17 protein-coding genes and 1 pseudogene are annotated in these 16,156 nt (G+C 59.5%); 9 read left to right on the top strand and 9 right to left on the bottom strand.

What is annotated here, in order from left to right; genetic code table 11:
- The 3 genes and pseudogenes from JWR14_RS01500 to JWR14_RS01510 form a co-directional block, all read left to right on the top strand.
- Positions 1–232: pseudogene (locus JWR14_RS01500) on the top strand (enoyl-CoA hydratase/isomerase family protein); the annotation flags it as partial.
- A gap of 2 nt (positions 233–234) precedes the next feature.
- Entirely contained in the window at positions 235–1,440 is a 1,206-nt protein-coding gene (locus JWR14_RS01505) for a CoA transferase (RefSeq protein WP_299700141.1), read from the top strand.
- A gap of 354 nt (positions 1,441–1,794) precedes the next feature.
- Positions 1,795–2,691 (top strand): DMT family transporter, encoded by an 897-nt coding sequence (locus JWR14_RS01510; RefSeq protein ID WP_299700144.1) that lies wholly within the window; start codon positions 1,795–1,797, stop codon positions 2,689–2,691.
- Positions 2,692–2,712: 21 nt separating this feature from the next.
- On the opposite strand, the gene JWR14_RS01515 is transcribed toward JWR14_RS01510, so the two are convergent.
- The 4 genes from JWR14_RS01515 to JWR14_RS01530 all read right to left on the bottom strand — a co-directional run bounded on the left by JWR14_RS01515 (position 2,713) and on the right by JWR14_RS01530 (position 5,535).
- Positions 2,713–3,342: a LysE family translocator gene (locus JWR14_RS01515; RefSeq protein ID WP_299700147.1), complete on the bottom strand. Its 630-nt coding sequence runs from the start codon at positions 3,340–3,342 to the stop codon at positions 2,713–2,715.
- A gap of 141 nt (positions 3,343–3,483) precedes the next feature.
- Positions 3,484–4,401: an EamA family transporter gene (locus JWR14_RS01520; protein ID WP_299700150.1), complete on the bottom strand. Its 918-nt coding sequence runs from the start codon at positions 4,399–4,401 to the stop codon at positions 3,484–3,486.
- Positions 4,402–4,546: 145 nt separating this feature from the next.
- Positions 4,547–4,939: a DUF4406 domain-containing protein gene (locus tag JWR14_RS01525; RefSeq protein WP_299700153.1), complete on the bottom strand. Its 393-nt coding sequence runs from the start codon at positions 4,937–4,939 to the stop codon at positions 4,547–4,549.
- Positions 4,936–5,535: an NUDIX domain-containing protein gene (locus JWR14_RS01530; protein WP_299700156.1), complete on the bottom strand. Its 600-nt coding sequence runs from the start codon at positions 5,533–5,535 to the stop codon at positions 4,936–4,938. Before JWR14_RS01530 ends, JWR14_RS01525 begins: the two co-directional genes overlap by 4 nt.
- Positions 5,536–5,618: 83 nt before the next feature.
- On the opposite strand from JWR14_RS01530, the gene JWR14_RS01535 reads away from it, so the two are divergent.
- A complete protein-coding gene (locus tag JWR14_RS01535; RefSeq protein WP_299700159.1) occupies positions 5,619–6,374 on the top strand; it encodes a DeoR/GlpR family DNA-binding transcription regulator in 756 nt (251 codons plus the stop codon).
- Positions 6,375–6,571: 197 nt separating this feature from the next.
- Here the strand turns inward: JWR14_RS01535 and JWR14_RS01540 are convergent, their stop codons facing one another.
- Positions 6,572–7,261 carry a nucleoside 2-deoxyribosyltransferase gene (locus JWR14_RS01540; RefSeq protein WP_299700162.1) on the bottom strand — a complete coding sequence of 230 codons (690 nt, stop codon included), beginning with the start codon at positions 7,259–7,261 and terminating at the stop codon, positions 6,572–6,574.
- 522 nt (positions 7,262–7,783) lie between these two features.
- On the opposite strand from JWR14_RS01540, the gene JWR14_RS01545 reads away from it, so the two are divergent.
- Both JWR14_RS01545 and JWR14_RS01550 read left to right on the top strand, forming a co-directional pair.
- The gene (locus JWR14_RS01545) at positions 7,784–8,926 is read left to right on the top strand and encodes a GGDEF domain-containing protein (RefSeq protein ID WP_299700164.1); all 1,143 of its coding nucleotides are present in this window, start codon (positions 7,784–7,786) and stop codon (positions 8,924–8,926) included.
- Between the two features lie 373 nt (positions 8,927–9,299).
- Positions 9,300–9,887, top strand: a complete 588-nt coding sequence (locus JWR14_RS01550; RefSeq protein ID WP_299700166.1) for a nuclear transport factor 2 family protein — start codon at positions 9,300–9,302, stop codon at positions 9,885–9,887.
- Positions 9,888–10,050: 163 nt separating this feature from the next.
- On the opposite strand, the gene JWR14_RS01555 is transcribed toward JWR14_RS01550, so the two are convergent.
- On the bottom strand, positions 10,051–10,362 hold the full coding sequence (locus tag JWR14_RS01555; RefSeq protein ID WP_299700169.1) for a hypothetical protein: 312 nt from the start codon (positions 10,360–10,362) through the stop codon (positions 10,051–10,053).
- A gap of 331 nt (positions 10,363–10,693) precedes the next feature.
- Between JWR14_RS01555 and JWR14_RS01560 the strand changes: the two genes are divergently transcribed.
- Together JWR14_RS01560 and JWR14_RS01565 are read left to right on the top strand one after the other, a co-directional pair.
- A complete protein-coding gene (locus tag JWR14_RS01560) occupies positions 10,694–12,151 on the top strand; it encodes a metallophosphoesterase (protein WP_299700172.1) in 1,458 nt (485 codons plus the stop codon).
- A gap of 54 nt (positions 12,152–12,205) precedes the next feature.
- On the top strand, positions 12,206–12,859 hold the full coding sequence (locus tag JWR14_RS01565) for a YukJ family protein (RefSeq protein WP_299700175.1): 654 nt from the start codon (positions 12,206–12,208) through the stop codon (positions 12,857–12,859).
- Between the two features lie 76 nt (positions 12,860–12,935).
- Here the strand turns inward: JWR14_RS01565 and JWR14_RS01570 are convergent, their stop codons facing one another.
- Together JWR14_RS01570 and JWR14_RS01575 are read right to left on the bottom strand one after the other, a co-directional pair.
- Positions 12,936–13,277 carry a zinc ribbon domain-containing protein YjdM gene (locus JWR14_RS01570; RefSeq protein ID WP_277045164.1) on the bottom strand — a complete coding sequence of 114 codons (342 nt, stop codon included), beginning with the start codon at positions 13,275–13,277 and terminating at the stop codon, positions 12,936–12,938.
- Between the two features lie 83 nt (positions 13,278–13,360).
- Positions 13,361–14,539 carry an alpha-hydroxy acid oxidase gene (locus tag JWR14_RS01575; protein WP_299700183.1) on the bottom strand — a complete coding sequence of 393 codons (1,179 nt, stop codon included), beginning with the start codon at positions 14,537–14,539 and terminating at the stop codon, positions 13,361–13,363.
- A gap of 108 nt (positions 14,540–14,647) precedes the next feature.
- On the opposite strand from JWR14_RS01575, the gene JWR14_RS01580 reads away from it, so the two are divergent.
- Positions 14,648–15,475 carry an IclR family transcriptional regulator gene (locus JWR14_RS01580; protein WP_277045168.1) on the top strand — a complete coding sequence of 276 codons (828 nt, stop codon included), beginning with the start codon at positions 14,648–14,650 and terminating at the stop codon, positions 15,473–15,475.
- An 18-nt stretch (positions 15,476–15,493) separates the two neighbouring features.
- Here JWR14_RS01580 and JWR14_RS01585 read toward each other — a convergent pair.
- Positions 15,494–16,156, bottom strand: a 663-nt coding sequence (locus tag JWR14_RS01585; RefSeq protein WP_299700187.1) for a dihydrodipicolinate synthase family protein, incomplete at its 5' end; no start/stop codon positions are given.

The following is a 16,156-nucleotide window of genomic DNA, read 5'->3' on the forward strand; positions in this document are numbered from 1 at the left end:
GGTAGCCGACGATGCAGTCGAAGCCGAAACGCTCGCCACCGCACGGCGCATCAGCCGGGGCGCACCGCTTGTCGCACGCTGGCACAAGCAGGCCGCCCGCCGCTTAGCCGACCCGGCGCCGCTGTCCGCCGATGAAATCGAAACGAGTTTCGACTGCTTCGACACCGAGGATTTGCGCATCGGCGTGGCGGCATTCGAAGCGAAGTCAAAACCAACTTTCATAGGGAAATGACCATGGGTCCGTTAAGTGGAATGAAGGTGATCGAACTGGCTCACATCATGTCGGGCCCGGTGTGCGGAATGATGCTCGCCGACATGGGCGCCGACGTCATCAAGGTCGAAAAGATTCCCGGCGGTGACGATTGTCGCCGCTTCGCCCCCATCCTGGAAGGGGGAGAGTCAGCGTCGTTCATGATCGTGAACCGCAACAAACGCGGTGTGGCCATCAACCTCAAGACAGAGGGCGGCCGTGAAGTGCTGCGCAAGATGCTCGCCACCGCCGACGTGGTCACCGAGAACTACCGTCGTGGCACGATGGAAAAACTCGGTATGGGTTATGAAGCGCTCAAGGCGGAAAATCCCGGCCTGATCTATTGCGCGATATCGGGTTTTGGCCGTAGCGGACCCATGGCCGACAAAGGCGGTTTCGACCTGATCGCGCAGGGCATGAGCGGTCTCATGAGCATGACCGGCGAACCGGGTCAGGCGCCGATCAAGGCAGGCTCACCGGTCACCGATATCAACGCGGGCATTCTCGCCGCGCTTGGAATTTGCGCGGCGTACTCGGCCAAGCAACAGACCGGGCGGGGCCAGATGGTCGACACCTCGCTATTCGAAGCGGGTTTGCAGCAGATGTACTGGGCTTTCGCCAACTACTTCGCTGATGGCACCGTGTTGCCCAAGGCAGGCTCCGCTAATCCGACCAGCGCGCCGTATCAGGCCTTCCGGACCCGCGACGGCTGGGTGAATATCGGCGCGGCGAATCAGAGCAACTACGAGCGGCTGGTCGGCGCGCTGGATATTCCGGGGCTTGAGGAGGATGAGCGTTTCAGGACCAATGCCGGGCGCTTGAAATATCGGGGAGCGCTGGTCGAAATCCTGACAGCGAGGCTCGTCGAGCGAACGACGAACGAATGGCTTGCCGCATTCGATGCAATCGGCCTGCCGTCGGGGCCAGTGCTCGGCGTGCCCGAAGCGGTGGTGCATGAACAAGCGCTGGCGCGCGGAATGATTGTCGAGACGACGCATCCGGTAGCGGGGCGCATGCGCGGTCTGGGCTTGCCGATTCACTTCTCTGATGGACGTACCGAGTCCCCTATGCCCGCGCCGCTGCTAGGTCAGCACACGGCGGAAGTGCTGCGGGAATATGGTTTCTCCGATGAGCGGATTCACGCGCTAAAAGAGGAAGGCGCCATTATTGCCAGCGATGCAACGGCGTAAGCAAACGCTTCGGCGTCCGGCGTGCCGGACGTCTTAAAGCTAAATCCGAACTTCACCCATCACGCTAAGCACATTCCCGCTAAAGAGGAATGCCTTAAGCCGTCAGCAAGATGATTTAATCCGTCACCGGGCGAAAACACCGCGTCGTTTTTGATCAATAGCGTGAGCAAAAGCATCACCTGATGCCCCGTCATCCGGTGATAAGCTACGCGGTGTCCAGACAAGCCGGTTCTCGTATCGGATTCGCTCGACTTAAGCGGTCATATTTCGCTTGGCAGCTATCGTTCACGGCCACCTGCTTTATCCCGGGACGCTTGCGCGGAGACGCCGCGTTTCCTTCGAGCTGTCATCACTATGTCTTCATCTATCGCCCAAAGCAGAGCGGTGCCGCTGCGCAGCATCATGCAAATTCTCGCCGCCATGTTTTGCTTTGCCGTGGTCGATGCGCTGGCTAAGTCGGTCAGCCTGAAATACCCCGCTAACGAGATCACGTTCTTTCGAATGGTGTTCGGCCTATTGCCCGCGTTCGCAATGTGCCTGCAAGGCAAACCATTGAGCGAGCGGCTAAGGACTTTGGATTTTCGGGCGCAGACACTCCGCGCGATTACCTTGCTGTGCGCACTTGGCTTGTTCTTCGCGGGATTGCCTTACGTGCCTTTGAGCGAAGCGGTTGCTATCGTCTATTCGGAGACGATCTTCGTGATCGTGCTGGCGCCCTTGCTTCTCAAGGAAACGCTAAGGCGACGTGATGCGGGCGCGGCTGCGATCGGGTTTATCGGCGTGCTGCTGGTCGTGCGTCCAAGCAGCGATCAGACGAGTTGGCTTGGCCCGGTGCTTCTTGTAGCAAGCGCGGTGTTCGGAGCGTTATCGATTTTGCAAATCAAGCGTATCCGTGCATCGAATGATTCGAGTGTCACCGTGCTTTACTTCACCGCGATCGGCGCGCTTGTCAGCGGGCTTTCGCTTTTTTTCGCGTGGCAAACGCCGACGCTCGATTTCCTCGGCGTCATGGCCTTGCTCGGTGTCCTGGCAGGCACTGGGCAATTGCTGTTGACCATGGCGTTTCGTCAAGCCGATGCAAGCGCACTCGCGCCGTATAACTACACGAGCATTGTCTGGGCGGCGATCTTTGGTTATGTGGTCTGGGGAGAGATGGTCGGCATGGTGTCGCTGCTGGGTATCTTGCTGATTGTCGGCAGTTCAATACTGGTGGCGATCAGGAGCAAGCAAGTCGACGGCCCGCTGGTTTAAACAAGCGGGCCGAAAGCCATTTCACTCAATCGACAACCTCAACGCAAACGCCAGCAACGCGGCCGAGAACGTCCAGCGCTGCAGGACCTGAGCGCGCGGATGACTGCGCAACCAGCGCGACAACCGCACGGCGGAGAACGCCAGTGTTGTGTCGAACACCGCGCCGATCACGACTAGTACGACGCCCAGTTCAAGAACCTGCGACCAGACCGCGCCTGCCTCGGGGTGCACGAATTGCGGTAGCAAGACCGAACAGAACAGCAGCGCTTTCGGATTGAGCAGGCTGCTCAGCACGCCCTTCGACAGCGAGGCGCGCAACGACTGACGCGTCTTCGACGTCACATTGTTGTCGTCGAGACCGAACGCCGGCGAACGGAAAATCTGGATCGCCACGTAGGCGAGATAAAGCGCTCCGGCAATCCGTACGCCTTCATAGAGCCACGGCGCACTGCGCAGCAACGCTGCAACGCCCAGCGCCGACAACGTCACATGCAGGCTGCGGGCGATTGCCAGACCGGCAGCGGTCGAAAGCCCGTGCTCCAGGCCATGAGAAGAACTGCTCTGCAGGATGAGCGCCATGTCCGGGCCAGGGAGTGCGTAGACGATCGCGAGGGCCCCAATAAAGACGAGCAGCAATTGCAGCGAGACCATGATCCAACCTCCATGTCGAAGGCTTGATATTGCCGCTAATCGATGAGCGTTTTCTGGCGTAGTTGTGTTTGTTTGGAGGCTTGCTTAGGGGAAAACGCCAAGGCGCGGAATCTCCGCCAGCGTCGGTCATTGCGTCGGCGGCTAAGTCGTTAATGGACTGGGTTTTCGCGAAGGGATTGTCATGGCGGCAACGCCGGCGACCACGCACACCAGGCCCGACCATGCCGACGGTGCCAGCGTTTCACCCAGGAACCCCACGCCTATGGCTACCCCGATCGGTACTCGCAAATAGGCTTGCGCGGTGGTCCCGACGGGTCCCAGGGTCTGCACCAGCCGGAAATAAACCAGAAACGCCAATGCGGTTGAAAAGACCGAAAGTGCGATCAGCGCTACGAGCGAATGGTTCGACGGATGCAGGGTCCAGGGCTTGTCAACGAAGACACTGACAGGAACGAGCAGCACGGCCCCAACGAGTAGCGACCCTGCTGCGGGCGCGGCCGCGGGCAATCCTTTGAACGAACGCCCATAGAGCGCCGCGCCTGCGTAGCAGACCGTTGCAGCGACAATAGCCAACTGAGCCAGTAGTTGATTCCCCAGCCCGTGAAACGCGGTCGTACCCACGACGAGGCATATTCCAACCAGCCCTGCCGTGACGCCGAATAACTTCCGGGGCGTGACCGATTCATGGCGCGTGATCAGCCATGCTCCTAGAAAGGCGAGAACGGGGGAAGCTGAATTCAGAATGGTGGCGAGTCCCGCTTCCACCGAGCGTTCAGCCCACGCTATCAGCGTAAAAGGCACGACGCTGTTTAGCATTGCCTGCACGAAAAACCGCCGCCAGATTACGGGGTCGCGAGGCATCGGAATCCCCTTCAAGATCATCCAGCCCAACAGAATTGATCCCGCGATCAAGGTCCTTGCGGCAATCAGCGTGATGGGAGGAATAGTCTCAACGCCAATCCTGATCAACGCGTACGAAGCACCCCATAGCGTCGATAGCAGCAGGAGGAGGATCAGATCAACAAAGGTGTCTGGTTCTCGGGCAAGGGGAGTTTTCATCGGTCGGAGCGGTGAATTCGCGCCGCAGGAAGATGAGCGGCGTGCCCGGATTATGGCTTGCCGCACTAGCCTAAGTTTCAGCGTGAACTGAACGATGGAATGCGCCGACCTGCGCCCTGGAGCGCGGGTCTTGTGTTGATCTCTTTTACGGGATGTGAGGCGCGTTGGTGTTAGTTGGTACCTTCTGAATATCATCAGGACTTCTATAAACTGGCAATCCGAGTTCTTCTGCCAGACGCACATCGGCATCGGCGCCTTGGGATGCGCCGTCAATTCGATACACCGCATCGCATTGCCGTATCAGGCGATTCGCGACCGGGTACAAGAACGTTTCGCTGATCGCGTCGCCTACCGCTTTGGAGCCAGCCGCAACCGCTAGCGGAAGCGCTACCCACTCGCCGATCATCGGCATATGTCCGAGCCGGTAGACCTGCAATGCAGCCTCTTCAAGCCGATGAAGATTGCCGGCAATCAACGCGGCGTCCCCATTCGTGCCGCTGCGGTACGGTCCCGCGATGAGTATCAGTTGAGGTCTCACGGCGCACTCCTTTCAAGCACACGGTTCAATGCGGCGAACTGCAGCAGCATGATGGTTTTCGCATCGACGATCTCGCCGCGACGCACCGCACTCAGCGCATCATCAAGCGTCAGCTCAAGCACTTCAAGATCCTCGCCCTCTGCCTCCACGCCGCCGCCGTGTCCCACGCGCGTCGAAGCGTCGTACTCGGCGATGAAGAAATGCAGCTTCTCCGTCACGGAACCGGGGCTCATGTACGCTTCAAAAACCTTCTGCACGTTCTCCACCCGATACCCCGTTTCCTCTTCCGCTTCGGCGCGGATTCGCTGCTCCGGCGAGGCATTGTCGAGCAGTCCGGCGGCCGCCTCGATCATCATGCCGTCGTGGCCGTTGACGAACGCAGGCAACCTGAATTGCCGGGTCAGCACGACGGTCCGCCGGTCGCGATTGAACAGCAGAATCGCCGCTCCGTTGCCCCGATCGTAGGTCTCGCGGCTTTGACGTTGCCACGCCCCGTCACGGCGCTGGAAGTCGAATGTCGTCTTCTTCAGCACGTACCAGTCGTTGGACAGAACCGTCGAGTCGATAATGCGAACCCTGTCTTTTGTAGCCACCATGTCATCAACTCCACGTCGCGCAAAAGGAGCAGTCATGGTATCGTGCAAGTTCGTGCAATATCAAGATATTTCGTGCAAATGCCATGCTGACCTCCCAACGCAAGAAAGCGATTCTCAAAACCCTGGCGCGTGATGGACAGGTGCTCGCCAAACAACTCAGCGAGACGTTCGGGGTATCCGAAGACACGGTGCGGCGCGATCTCCGTGAGTTGGCCGGCGAGGGTTTGCTGCAGCGCGTTCACGGCGGCGCGCTGCCCGCTTCTACGGCCGTGGCGCCGTTCGCTGAGCGAAGAGGCCTGGAGTCGACGGCCAAGCGCGCGATTGCCACCGCGGCGGCGGCCATGATCGAGACCGGACAGGTGGTGATCATCGACGGCGGTACGACCTCCGCTGAACTTATCCGCCAGATCCCGCACGATTTACAGGCAACGGTGGTGACGCATAGTCCGAGCGTCGCCGTCGGGCTGGTCGATCATCCGTTGATTGAAGTGATTGTCATCGGCGGCCGGCTTTACAAGCATTCAATCGTGACAGTCGGCGCCGCCGCCGTTGAAGCGATGTCGCATATCCAGGCCGACATCTATTTCATGGGCGTGACTGGGGTGCATCCGACTGCAGGCCTGAGTACCGGTAATTTCGAGGAGGCGTTCGTCAAGCGCGCCCTTGCCGCTCGTGCGGCGGAAACGGTGGTGCTGGCGTCATCCGATAAGATCAACGCCGCGTCGCAGTACGTGATCGGCGACATCACGCTGGCTCAGACGATCATCGTCGAGCAAGCGGCGGAGCTTGCATTGACCAAGCCGCTAGAGGACGCGGGTATTACGATAGTGCGGGCTTAGTTAAGGAGCAGGCAGGGAGCCATGCGGCTTACGCGTTGTTCAATCCGAAAGAAGATACGCGGTGATCGTGCGGTCGGATATCGCAGGTGCGCCCAAAGGCTCGACGGCAAGCCCGCTATTTCGCTAGGCGGTTTTCGCTAGGCGGTCTTCACTAGGCGGTCTTCACTGAGCCAATGGCCGCTAACGATTAAAAACGATTAGAACTGCCCGCTTGCGAGCATCGCGTCCAGGCAAGCTTGCGGGCCGCCCACAACAACACGGGCGGTGCACGCAAGCATGAGATTCATGTTCAAGCCGAAGTCCTCGACTACGAAACCGTTTGCACAATACGCAGCGGATTCGTCTGTCTTCACCGATACACGCTCGAGCAGCGAGCGGTCGTCATCGGTATACGCCCATATCGGCTTGCCGAGCGCGGCGGCAAAACCGACTTCGAACGCGGTGCCGCTGTCCGGCTCGCCGACTCCGCGAAAGTCATTCAGGTTGGCGAGGACGACATCGGCGGAACGAATGGCATCCATGTTCGCGCGGCAAATCCACTGCGCTTTTGCACGGGGCTCAAGCTCATCGGGAACCTGTCCGTCCAGCGGATAGAGACCGATCATTCCGCGCGCCTGGCAGAGCGCTTTCAGGTGCTGGCCGTGATTGAGCGCGTCACTGCGGAAGACGTCAAAGCCCGCGAGATAGACGCGCGGGGTCGCCGCGGCGCGCTCGATGGGCAGAGGGGAAGGTGCGAAATGCCCTTCGCGCACTTTGCGTCGAACCCGGTTCAATTGCTTATGAACCGATGCCACCAGTTTCCCGGTGCGCGTCGCGATTTCCTCGACGCTTAAGCCCTGGTCGACCAGTTCGATCAAAGTCAGTTGCTTCTTGGTTGGGCCGCGCATTGCTCTCCTCATGTAACGCCTTCGGCAGACATTCCCCGACAGGGTCCCCGTAGGGGCGTAAGTAGAATGGCGAACGCGGGTCAAGTCAAGAACCCTCTTGCGTGCGCTCAAACTTTACGCCGCGTCCATGTCAGGAAGTCGGCGTGTTAACCCCGTGCACTTTCGGCGCTTCAGGCCCCGAGCCGCGACCTCTACGCATTTGCCAAGTATAAAGATTATCGAATTCGCAGCGTTCGGCACCCGTCGTGGCGGACAAGCGGCCGACTGAACATCCGATTTGAGTTACGTGCTTTAACGAAGCGTGCGAAATCCGCATCGGCGATATTGCCCCTAGGCGGAGATGATCCTGTAATCGACTCTACAAAATGGCTGCTATCCATACCGCTGACATTGCAGTGCGCGCAATCGCGTAACTTAAGCCAAGTATAGAATAGCCGCTTATTCGGCTAAGGCGCTCGGATGAGCGCCTTAGCCGTGACGAGCAAATATGACACGGCAGTCGCGCATAAAATGAATCGATCCATGGATACGAAAATAGCGCCATTTAGCTTGCCTCGCTGGAGATTCACAACCTGGTTATGTTATTCCGGCCCCGATGTACCCGATGACATCCGGGTCGCGCTGATCGGAAGTTTGTTTGGCACGCTGCCTATTTTCGCCGGCGGTGTTCTTAACACCATCGCAGTCTCGGTCATGATTGCCCTGCGCGAACCCAGCCCTGCGTTTATCGCGTGGGTGGTGATCGAAGTCGTCCTGTGCAGCGCGCGCCTGATCCTGCTGGTAGCCGCGCATCGTGCGGCGAGGCGCGGACAGCCGACTTTCACCGATGTCTATCTGCTCCTCGGCGTTCTTTGGGGAGCGAGCGTGGGTTACGGTGCATTTATCAGTATCCTGAGCGCCGACTGGATTGCCGCCACGCTCTCCTGCTTGTCCGCTGCCGCGATGGTGGGGGGCATCTGCTTCCGGAATTTCGGCGCGCCCCGGCTGGTCGGGATCATGATTTTTTTGTCCCTCGGCCCGTGCTGTATTGCAGCGGCGATGTCCAAAGAGCTCATCCTGAGCCTGACGCTGATTCAAATTCCGTTCTACCTCGTCGCAATGAGCATTGCCGCATTTCGGCTGAATGGACTGCTCGTTTCGACCATGAAAGCAGAACGGGAGAACGATCACCGTGCGCGCCATGATGCGCTGACCAGCTTGCCGAATCGCGCCGGATTGATCCATGCGTCGCAGACCCGATACAAAACCGCGTCGGACGGCCCCGTAAAAACCGCTGTTCTTTATATCGACCTGGATGGCTTCAAACCGGTTAATGACCAGTACGGCCACGAGGCGGGGGACCTGTTGCTGGTGATGATCGGTGGCCGTCTCAACGCATTGAAGGGACCGGAGGACATGGTGTTTCGAATTGGCGGTGACGAATTTGTCGTCACGGTCAGCGCGCGCAACCATGAGGAAGCGGCGGCATTCGCGGATCGCCTGATCAGCGAAATGTCTGCATCGTTTGCGCTGACCGCGCAGGTCACGGTCAATGTTGGCGCGAGTATTGGCGTGGCGCTGATTCCCGATCACGGCAGCGACGTGCTGACGGCACTCAATGCCGCCGACAAGGCGCTCAACGTCGCGAAGGCAATGGGCAAATCGCGCTGGAGCTTTGCTTCGTAGACGAGCGCTGAACCACTTCGCTCACGCATTGGCTTCCCCGCAGACAAATCGAATTGGCTCACCCGGACTGTCGTATTGCCGCCAGCAGGGAACGTTCGAAGTAAGCTGATTAATACTTAGGCATCCTTGTTTAAGAAGGTCCGGGTGTTGCTGCAGTCGATCCGCACTCGACACCCTGGATTTATATCCGGGTACGACCTATAACACCGTTCATCGCGCCGGTTATGGCATTGCACTTAAGGTCGGGCATAGCTGGAAGACGCCGAACCATACCCGTTCTTATGATGATTCTCCCTGCTTCATGACCTGCGAATCCTGACGCAGGGGAAACCCCCGGTCATTCGAACTGAACCGTTTTAATGGACCGGCATGCGTGGTTATCGACGCTGCCGCTGCGTTAAGGCATTGCGAGGCTGACCGTCTCACGTGGGACGGCGTGTCGAGCGTAGGTGAGGTCCCGCTTGGCGACGGCGCAGCCTTGATGAAAGTGCTCCGCCGACCAGCATCGACCTTCGATAACTCGATTCGTCCGGTAGACCGTCTCGCGCCATCCTTTCACCCCAAGGAGGAATTCATGGACACGCCCATGGCTGTTGTGAAGCGGGCTTATCAGGCGTTCGGACGCCGCGACATCGAGGCAGTCCTCGAGTGCATCGCGCCGACGGTCGACTGGCGGATTGTAGGCCCCGCCTCATTGCCCTTTCCAACGCAGTGCCGTACCCGGCAGGAGGTCGGCCAATTTTTCAAGGAGCTGGTCGCGGACGGGGAGATCACGGTGTTCGAACCCCGGGAGTTTATCGACGCGAACGAGCATATTGTCGTTCTCGGGTTTGTCCGGGTGATACTCAGAGAAACCGGCAAGCCATTCGAGTCGGAGTGGGTTCACATCTGCACGGTCAAGGACGGCTTGGTGACGCGCTGGATTGAGTTCTTCGATACGGCAGCGCGTCTGACCGCGTAGCGACAGCGAATGCCGCAGCTTCGAGAGCGGCAAACCTTGCCGCGACGGCGCATCGCGCATGATCCGATCCGGGTCATGCGCGCTACTTCTTCGTGGCGGATTCTGCCGGGCAATTGTCCGGCGCATGGCGAAGGCAACAAGTCCTTGATGACTCGCATCGCCGCTATGCGATAGCGTTCACCCTGTCGGACCTGCGCTCGCTTTCCCCAACTGGCTTCGGCCCACCGTTCAGCCACGCCATCTCCACGTGCAGGAGTTCCGACAAGCGACGGCAGTCGGCTGCTCGCGGCAGCGTGATGCCCGCGCGCCATAGCGCCACATCTCCTTCAGTGACACCCAGTGATTTCGCCACGCGTCCAGACGAAAGTCCGGAACGTTTGATGGTCATGTCGAGCCTGGCCGCGAACGCGCGGCCTACCCGTTGGCTATCGGGGGCATCGCTGACGTGGTGGTCGGAAAGGGAAGGTGCGTTCATGAATGTCGCAGGACCTGATAAGCGGTTACGGTGGTCGAACGGTGCACTGTACGCGACGAAAGAGTCGCGATGGTGACATTACATACCGCTCACAAAAATCGATGTGTCTGCGACCGTACATAAGGCGAAAGGCGCCGCAAATGATCGCTGCCGGTACGCCTTTTTAATGACTTTTTGATGGCAACCGGACATTGAACGGATGTTTTTCGACGCTCGCCGTTTCGATGGCACTTCTCAGCGGACAGCTTGTCGAACCGGCCGGCGATGAGCGCAATGAACGTACTGCGCACCTCGCCTCGCACACATCGATCGATTGCTGCCAGGAGGATGAATGCCGACGAAAGCAAAGTCGAACACGAAGGGTGGTCGCGAGAAAGCAAGCCGCAAATTGTCGGCCACACGCCGCGTAACCGCGCAAGGAAAGCACGGCGGCAAAGCGCAATCGCCGGGCGTGGCCAGCAAGAAAAACCCGCTCGGGTTCCGCGTGCTCGCGCAGCCAGTTTTTGCCCAGCCACAGGCAACCGCCGACCCGACCGTATTCCGAGTTTCCCATCCTTCCGATAACGCGGCCTACAAGGAGATCGACAAACTCAATGCTGAACACAAGCTGTTCCCGTTGCCGTTCCCTGCGCCGCGAGGCGGAGTGGAGCCAACGCTGACGCTGGCCGATGTGATGGGAGGCAATGTGAGCGCCGCCGACCGGATTAATGCGGGCGGCCAGCTCGTTTTTCATGCAACGGGCGATTGCGGCAACACGAGCGGTCCGGCCTCGCAGAACCAGGTGGCGGACAAGATGACCGCCGACTTCGTGGAGACGGCCGCGAACGAAGTGCCGCAGTTCGCTTTGCTGCTCGGCGACGTGGTCTACAACTTCGGCGAGGGTAAGTACTACTACGACCAGTTCTACGAACCATACCGGGACTATCCGGCGCCTATCCTCGCTTGCGCGGGCAATCACGACGGCATGGTTTCACCGGAAGCTCACGCCAGGAGCCTGGCCGCTTTCCTGCGAAATTTCTGCTCCGAAAAGATCGTCGTGACGCCAGAGGCGGGTGGTTTGTCGCGTACCGCGCAGATCCAGCCGGGCGTCTTTTTTACCTTCGAAGCGCCGTTCGTTCGCGTGCTGGTGCTGTACAGCAATACGCTGGAAGATCCGGGCGTGATCGCGGATTCGCATGTAGGTAAAAGCCAGCTTCAGTTTCTCGATGCCGCGCTCAAGCGGGTCAGGTCGGAGAACTATCAGGGCGCGTTGATCATTGCCGATCACCATCCGCCCTATACCGTCGCAGCGCACGGATGGAGCGTCGAGTTGCTGGCCCAGATCGATAAGGTCTGCGCTGCGAACGGGATCTGGCCGCATGCATTCTTGTCGGGGCACGCGCATAACTATCAGCGCTTCACTCGCACGCGCAGTGCCGACGGTACGCATATTCCTTATCTCGTGTGCGGAAACGGCGGCCACGGTCTCGCGAAGCTTGCGAAACACGGCGACGCCACGTTGCGTGCGCCGCAGGTCATCCAGGCGCCCAGCAGTTCAACGGACCAGGTCGTCCTGGAAAGTTACGACGACACCCACTACGGTTATTTGCGTATTGTCGTGACGCAGGCGCAGCTTCGCATTGAGTATCACGCGACATCGGACGGAAGTTCTACGAAGTCGCCCAGCGACTACGTGACGGTCGATCTCGCCACCCGTCAGGTTGCACATTTTGAAGCGCCCGATCTCGGTCGCCCGGCGGCCGCGGCAACGGCGCGCGCAAGGTTCGAGCAAGGGCGAGCGCAGGAGTAAGGTGCAAGAAGCAGGAGGCAGCGGTTGCTGCCTGTCTTAACACGAGGAGGGTGCATGGCAGTGAACTACGGGGTGCTTAAGGGCACCGTGACCGGTCATCTTCGCAATGCCGATGACGACCACTATCAAATCCTGGTCCACGCGGGAACGACGGTTTTCCGGATCGCGTCGAACGTCAAGTCGTCGGCGCCGCACGCGCCGTCAACGGTATTGTTCGAAGAGCGGGATACGTTGCCCGAATCATTGACGAACGGTCTGGGCCCGTTGACGCCCGGTTTCACCAAGCTGCCGTCTACGCCCGGCGGTCTCGCCATCGACTATGTGCGCAGCGGCCTGGTCGATATCAAGGCAATGACGCCGGTTCCCGCAGACGCTCCCGGCTCGACCAATGACCTGAAAGACAAACTGGAAAGCGCGGTCGTTGCAGCGATGGCCAAGGAAGGGTCGATCATTTACGCATTTGGATCGCGATGGGGTCCTGAAGAAAACAAACCGGACCAGTATTTCAAATTCGTCCCGGGCAATGGCGTCCACGACATCCATATGAACCAGGGGAACGGCGCGCCGTACGAAAAGGATAACGGCGTGTACCAGGACGGGGCGCTGATGATCGCGTATGCGGACAAAACGTGGCGCGCGTTTTTCTTTGCGTTCCAGTCGCAGACCTTCGATACCGACAACCACGGCAATCCAATAACGGGAAGGTAAGCGCGTTCTGTGCGCGTGCCGTGAGCTCTTCGAAAAGTCATCCTTGGCCGATGGCTTTTCGAACTCCGGCTGCACGTTAAACCTTCTTCAAATAGCAGGCTTTCAGCATAAAACTGCCGGCGTCCATCTTGCAGTCGACTTCGTGATCGCCGCCGACCAGCCGGATGCTCTTCACCTTCGAGCCGACCTTCAGCGTGATTGACGAGCCCTTCACTTTCAGGTCCTTGATCAGCACCACGGAGTCGCCGTTGGCCAGCACGTTGCCATTGGCATCTTTCACGACGGCATTCGTGTCGTCGTCGGCTGAAGCGGCTTCTGATGCTGACCATTCATGACCGCAGTCTGCGCAAATGATGCGATCGGCGTCCGCGTAGGTGTTTTCCATCGCGCATAGTGGGCAGGCTGGGAGTGGTGGCATAGATCCTTCAAATAATCGTAACAGTCGAGGAGGCGTGAACGCGCTCCGGCGGCCGGGATTATAAGGCTGCCTAATCGTGTTGTCTAAACCATGCGTGTTGCATAAACCAGGTCTGCGGCACGCGAACCATCGCGCTCGACAAACGCCGGACCGAGATCGCCGATTCCCTGGCACCCCAGCAAGCGCAGCGAAATCAGCATCTCGTCCATCATCAGCGCGAGCACTTCGCTCGCCCCGGCTTCCCCGCGTGAAGCGAGGCCATACAACGGCGCTCGTCCGAGCAAGACCCCGCGCGCGCCCAACGCGACCGCCTTCAATGCATCGCTGCCGCGCCGCACTCCGCCATCGATAAAAATTTCCGCCTTTCCGCGCACTGCTTCCACTATGTCCGGCAGCAGTTCCAACGGCGCGAACGTGCTCCCCAACTGCCGCCCGCCATGATTCGATACGACCACGCCATCCGCGCCATGCGCAGTGGCCAGGAGTGCGTCGTCGCTACCCATGATGCCCTTGACGATCACTTTGCCGTTCCAGTGCCGTCGTACCCACGCCAGATCGGTCCAGCCCAGCGTCAAGTCCATCTTCCGGCTCAGCATCGCGGCGTGACGCGATAGATCCGCATGCTCGCCCACGCTCTTCGCAATGTTCTTCAATTGCGGGGAACCGGTGCGCGCCATCTGCCAGCACCAATGCGGATGCGTCACGCAATCGGCAAGAAGTTTGGGCGAGAGGCGCAACGGCAGGCGGAATCCATTGCGCGTGTCGTGATCGCGCTTGCCGTGCACGGGGACATCGACGGTGAGAACCAGCGTTGAATAACCCGCGGCGCTTGCGCGTCGCATCAAGTCCTCGGCAATGCCGCGATCTTGTTGCACATAAAGTTGCATCCACAGGTCGCCTTGCGGTGCGGCGGCGCGCACATCTTCCAGTAGCGACGTTGATGCAGTCGACAACACGAACGGCAACCGGGCACGACTCGCAGTTTGCGCGAGCAGTTCGTCGGCGCGTGGCCAGAAGAGTCCGTTCAGACCCGTCGGCCCCACGATCAGCGGCGCGGCCGCTTCACGTCCGAAAAATTCCGTCGTGCTTGAACAGTGCGACACGTCCTTGAGCACGCGCGGCTTGAACAGCCACTGCCGGTACGCGTCGCTATTACGCCGCAATGCATCACCGTCCTCGGCGCCTCCATCCAGGTAGTCAAACGCAAGGCGCGGCAGGCGCCGCCGTGCAGCGATCCGATATTCAGCGACAGAGGCAAGCATCAATGCTCCACGAATTAGCAATCGGCCATGAATCGGCTACAAACGCGTGATTCGATTGCACTACAATTGAGATAATCACAATCCGATACTTTCAAACCCTACACAAGCATGGTCAAAAGCGCCGTTGGCACGCCGGAAAAGCCTGATGAAAAAGCGGCTCAGCGCTCATCGCTCTTCGTCGGGTCGACTGAAAAAGCCTTCCAGGTGCTGCACGCCTTCGACGGCCCCAGCCGTCACATGACCCTCGTCGATATCGCCCGCGCATCCGGTCTCGATCGCAGTGCGACGCAACGCCTTGTTCATACGCTCGAAGTGCTCGGCTACCTTTATCGCGTGCCTGAAACACGCAACTACGGCCTGACAACGAAGGTGCTGCAGTTCTCGTACAACTACGTGCGCGCCAATGAACTTATCGACAAAGCCTCGCCGTATCTGCTCGATATCAGCCGTCGTCTCGGCGAAACCACCAATCTGCTGGAACTCGATGGCCACGAGATCGTATTCGTCGCGCGCTTTCCGGGACAGCACCTGGTGAACATTGACATTGTGGTGGGTGCTCGTTTGCCGGCCATGTTTACCGCTGCGGGCATAGCCATCCTCTCGCGTCTGTCGGACGAGCGCGTGCGCGAGATCCTGGCACAAACGCCGCTCGACCCGCTCACGCACTACACCGAAACCCACCCCGACAAACTGCTTGAACGCGTCCGCAAGGTCACACGGCGCGGTTACGCGGTGATCGAGAACGAAACTGTGCTCGGCGATATTTCCGTCGCCGCGCCAGTCACGGATCACGGCGGCATGGCCGTGGCGGCGATCAACATTTCGGTGCCCACATCGCGGTGGTCAATCGAACGCGTGGAAGCCGAACTCGCGCAGCACGTGCAAGTTGCCGCGACTTCGATTTCGAAAGCGCGGCTCCCGACTTACAAGCGTTGAGCCTTCTTGAACAATGGGTCAAAGCCCGCGTTCAAACAGGTCGAGCTGCTTCTCCAGTTCCACGCGCAAGCGCGCCGACAAGCCCGGCTCCGCCTGAACCAGCGGCGCGAGCATCGCGGGCGCGTGGACATCGATCAGGTCCATCACGGACTTCATCGGACCGGGGTTGGTCTCGGCGAACGCCATGTTCATCAGCGGAATCAGCGAGCGATGCAACGTCAGCGCTTCTTGCGTCTTCCCATCCGCAGCCAATTGATAAATCTTTCGCCAGGCAGTCGGCAGCAACGTTGCTGTCACTACAATCCCGCCGCGCGCACCAGCCGCCACGTGCAACGGAAACAACGTGTCCTCGCCGCTCAGCACGGCGAACGATTCATCCACGCCCGCAACGGTACGCAGGAAATGCCACATGTCCGTGTTGCACGCCTTCATGCCGATGATCCGCTCATGCTTCGACAACTCATGCAGTACCTCGGGGGCAATCGCGATCCGCGTGCGGTACGGGATTTCATAGATAAGGATCGGCAGCGGCGATTCATCGGCGTAACGCATGAAGTAATCGCGAATGCCGCCTTGCGTCGGGTTCGTGTAGTAGGGCGTCAGCACGAGCAGGCCATCGGCGCCGGCGGCCGCGAAGTCCTTGCCCGCTTGCATGGCATCGTGATAACCAGGGTCGAGCAC

It is taken from the genome of Caballeronia sp. (assembly GCF_028292365.1).
In the GTDB taxonomy this organism is placed as follows: domain Bacteria; phylum Pseudomonadota; class Gammaproteobacteria; order Burkholderiales; family Burkholderiaceae; genus Caballeronia.

Excerpts from the sequence above, each read along its gene's own strand:
- JWR14_RS01555 (WP_299700169.1), bottom strand. The coding sequence starts at position 10,362 with ATGAACGCACCTTCCCTTTCCGACCACCACGTCAGCGATGCCCCCGAT.
- JWR14_RS01520 (WP_299700150.1), bottom strand. The coding sequence starts at position 4,401 with ATGAAAACTCCCCTTGCCCGAGAACCAGACACCTTTGTTGATCTGATC.
- JWR14_RS01570 (WP_277045164.1), bottom strand. The coding sequence starts at position 13,277 with ATGCCACCACTCCCAGCCTGCCCACTATGCGCGATGGAAAACACCTAC.
- JWR14_RS01580 (WP_277045168.1), top strand. The coding sequence starts at position 14,648 with ATGGTCAAAAGCGCCGTTGGCACGCCGGAAAAGCCTGATGAAAAAGCG.
- JWR14_RS01510 (WP_299700144.1), top strand. The coding sequence starts at position 1,795 with ATGTCTTCATCTATCGCCCAAAGCAGAGCGGTGCCGCTGCGCAGCATC.
- JWR14_RS01515 (WP_299700147.1), bottom strand. The coding sequence starts at position 3,342 with ATGGTCTCGCTGCAATTGCTGCTCGTCTTTATTGGGGCCCTCGCGATC.
- JWR14_RS01565 (WP_299700175.1), top strand. The coding sequence starts at position 12,206 with ATGGCAGTGAACTACGGGGTGCTTAAGGGCACCGTGACCGGTCATCTT.
- JWR14_RS01505 (WP_299700141.1), top strand. The coding sequence starts at position 235 with ATGGGTCCGTTAAGTGGAATGAAGGTGATCGAACTGGCTCACATCATG.
- JWR14_RS01530 (WP_299700156.1), bottom strand. The coding sequence starts at position 5,535 with ATGGTGGCTACAAAAGACAGGGTTCGCATTATCGACTCGACGGTTCTG.
- JWR14_RS01560 (WP_299700172.1), top strand. The coding sequence starts at position 10,694 with ATGCCGACGAAAGCAAAGTCGAACACGAAGGGTGGTCGCGAGAAAGCA.
- JWR14_RS01535 (WP_299700159.1), top strand. The coding sequence starts at position 5,619 with ATGCTGACCTCCCAACGCAAGAAAGCGATTCTCAAAACCCTGGCGCGT.
- JWR14_RS01545 (WP_299700164.1), top strand. The coding sequence starts at position 7,784 with ATGGATACGAAAATAGCGCCATTTAGCTTGCCTCGCTGGAGATTCACA.
- JWR14_RS01540 (WP_299700162.1), bottom strand. The coding sequence starts at position 7,261 with ATGCGCGGCCCAACCAAGAAGCAACTGACTTTGATCGAACTGGTCGAC.
- JWR14_RS01575 (WP_299700183.1), bottom strand. The coding sequence starts at position 14,539 with ATGCTTGCCTCTGTCGCTGAATATCGGATCGCTGCACGGCGGCGCCTG.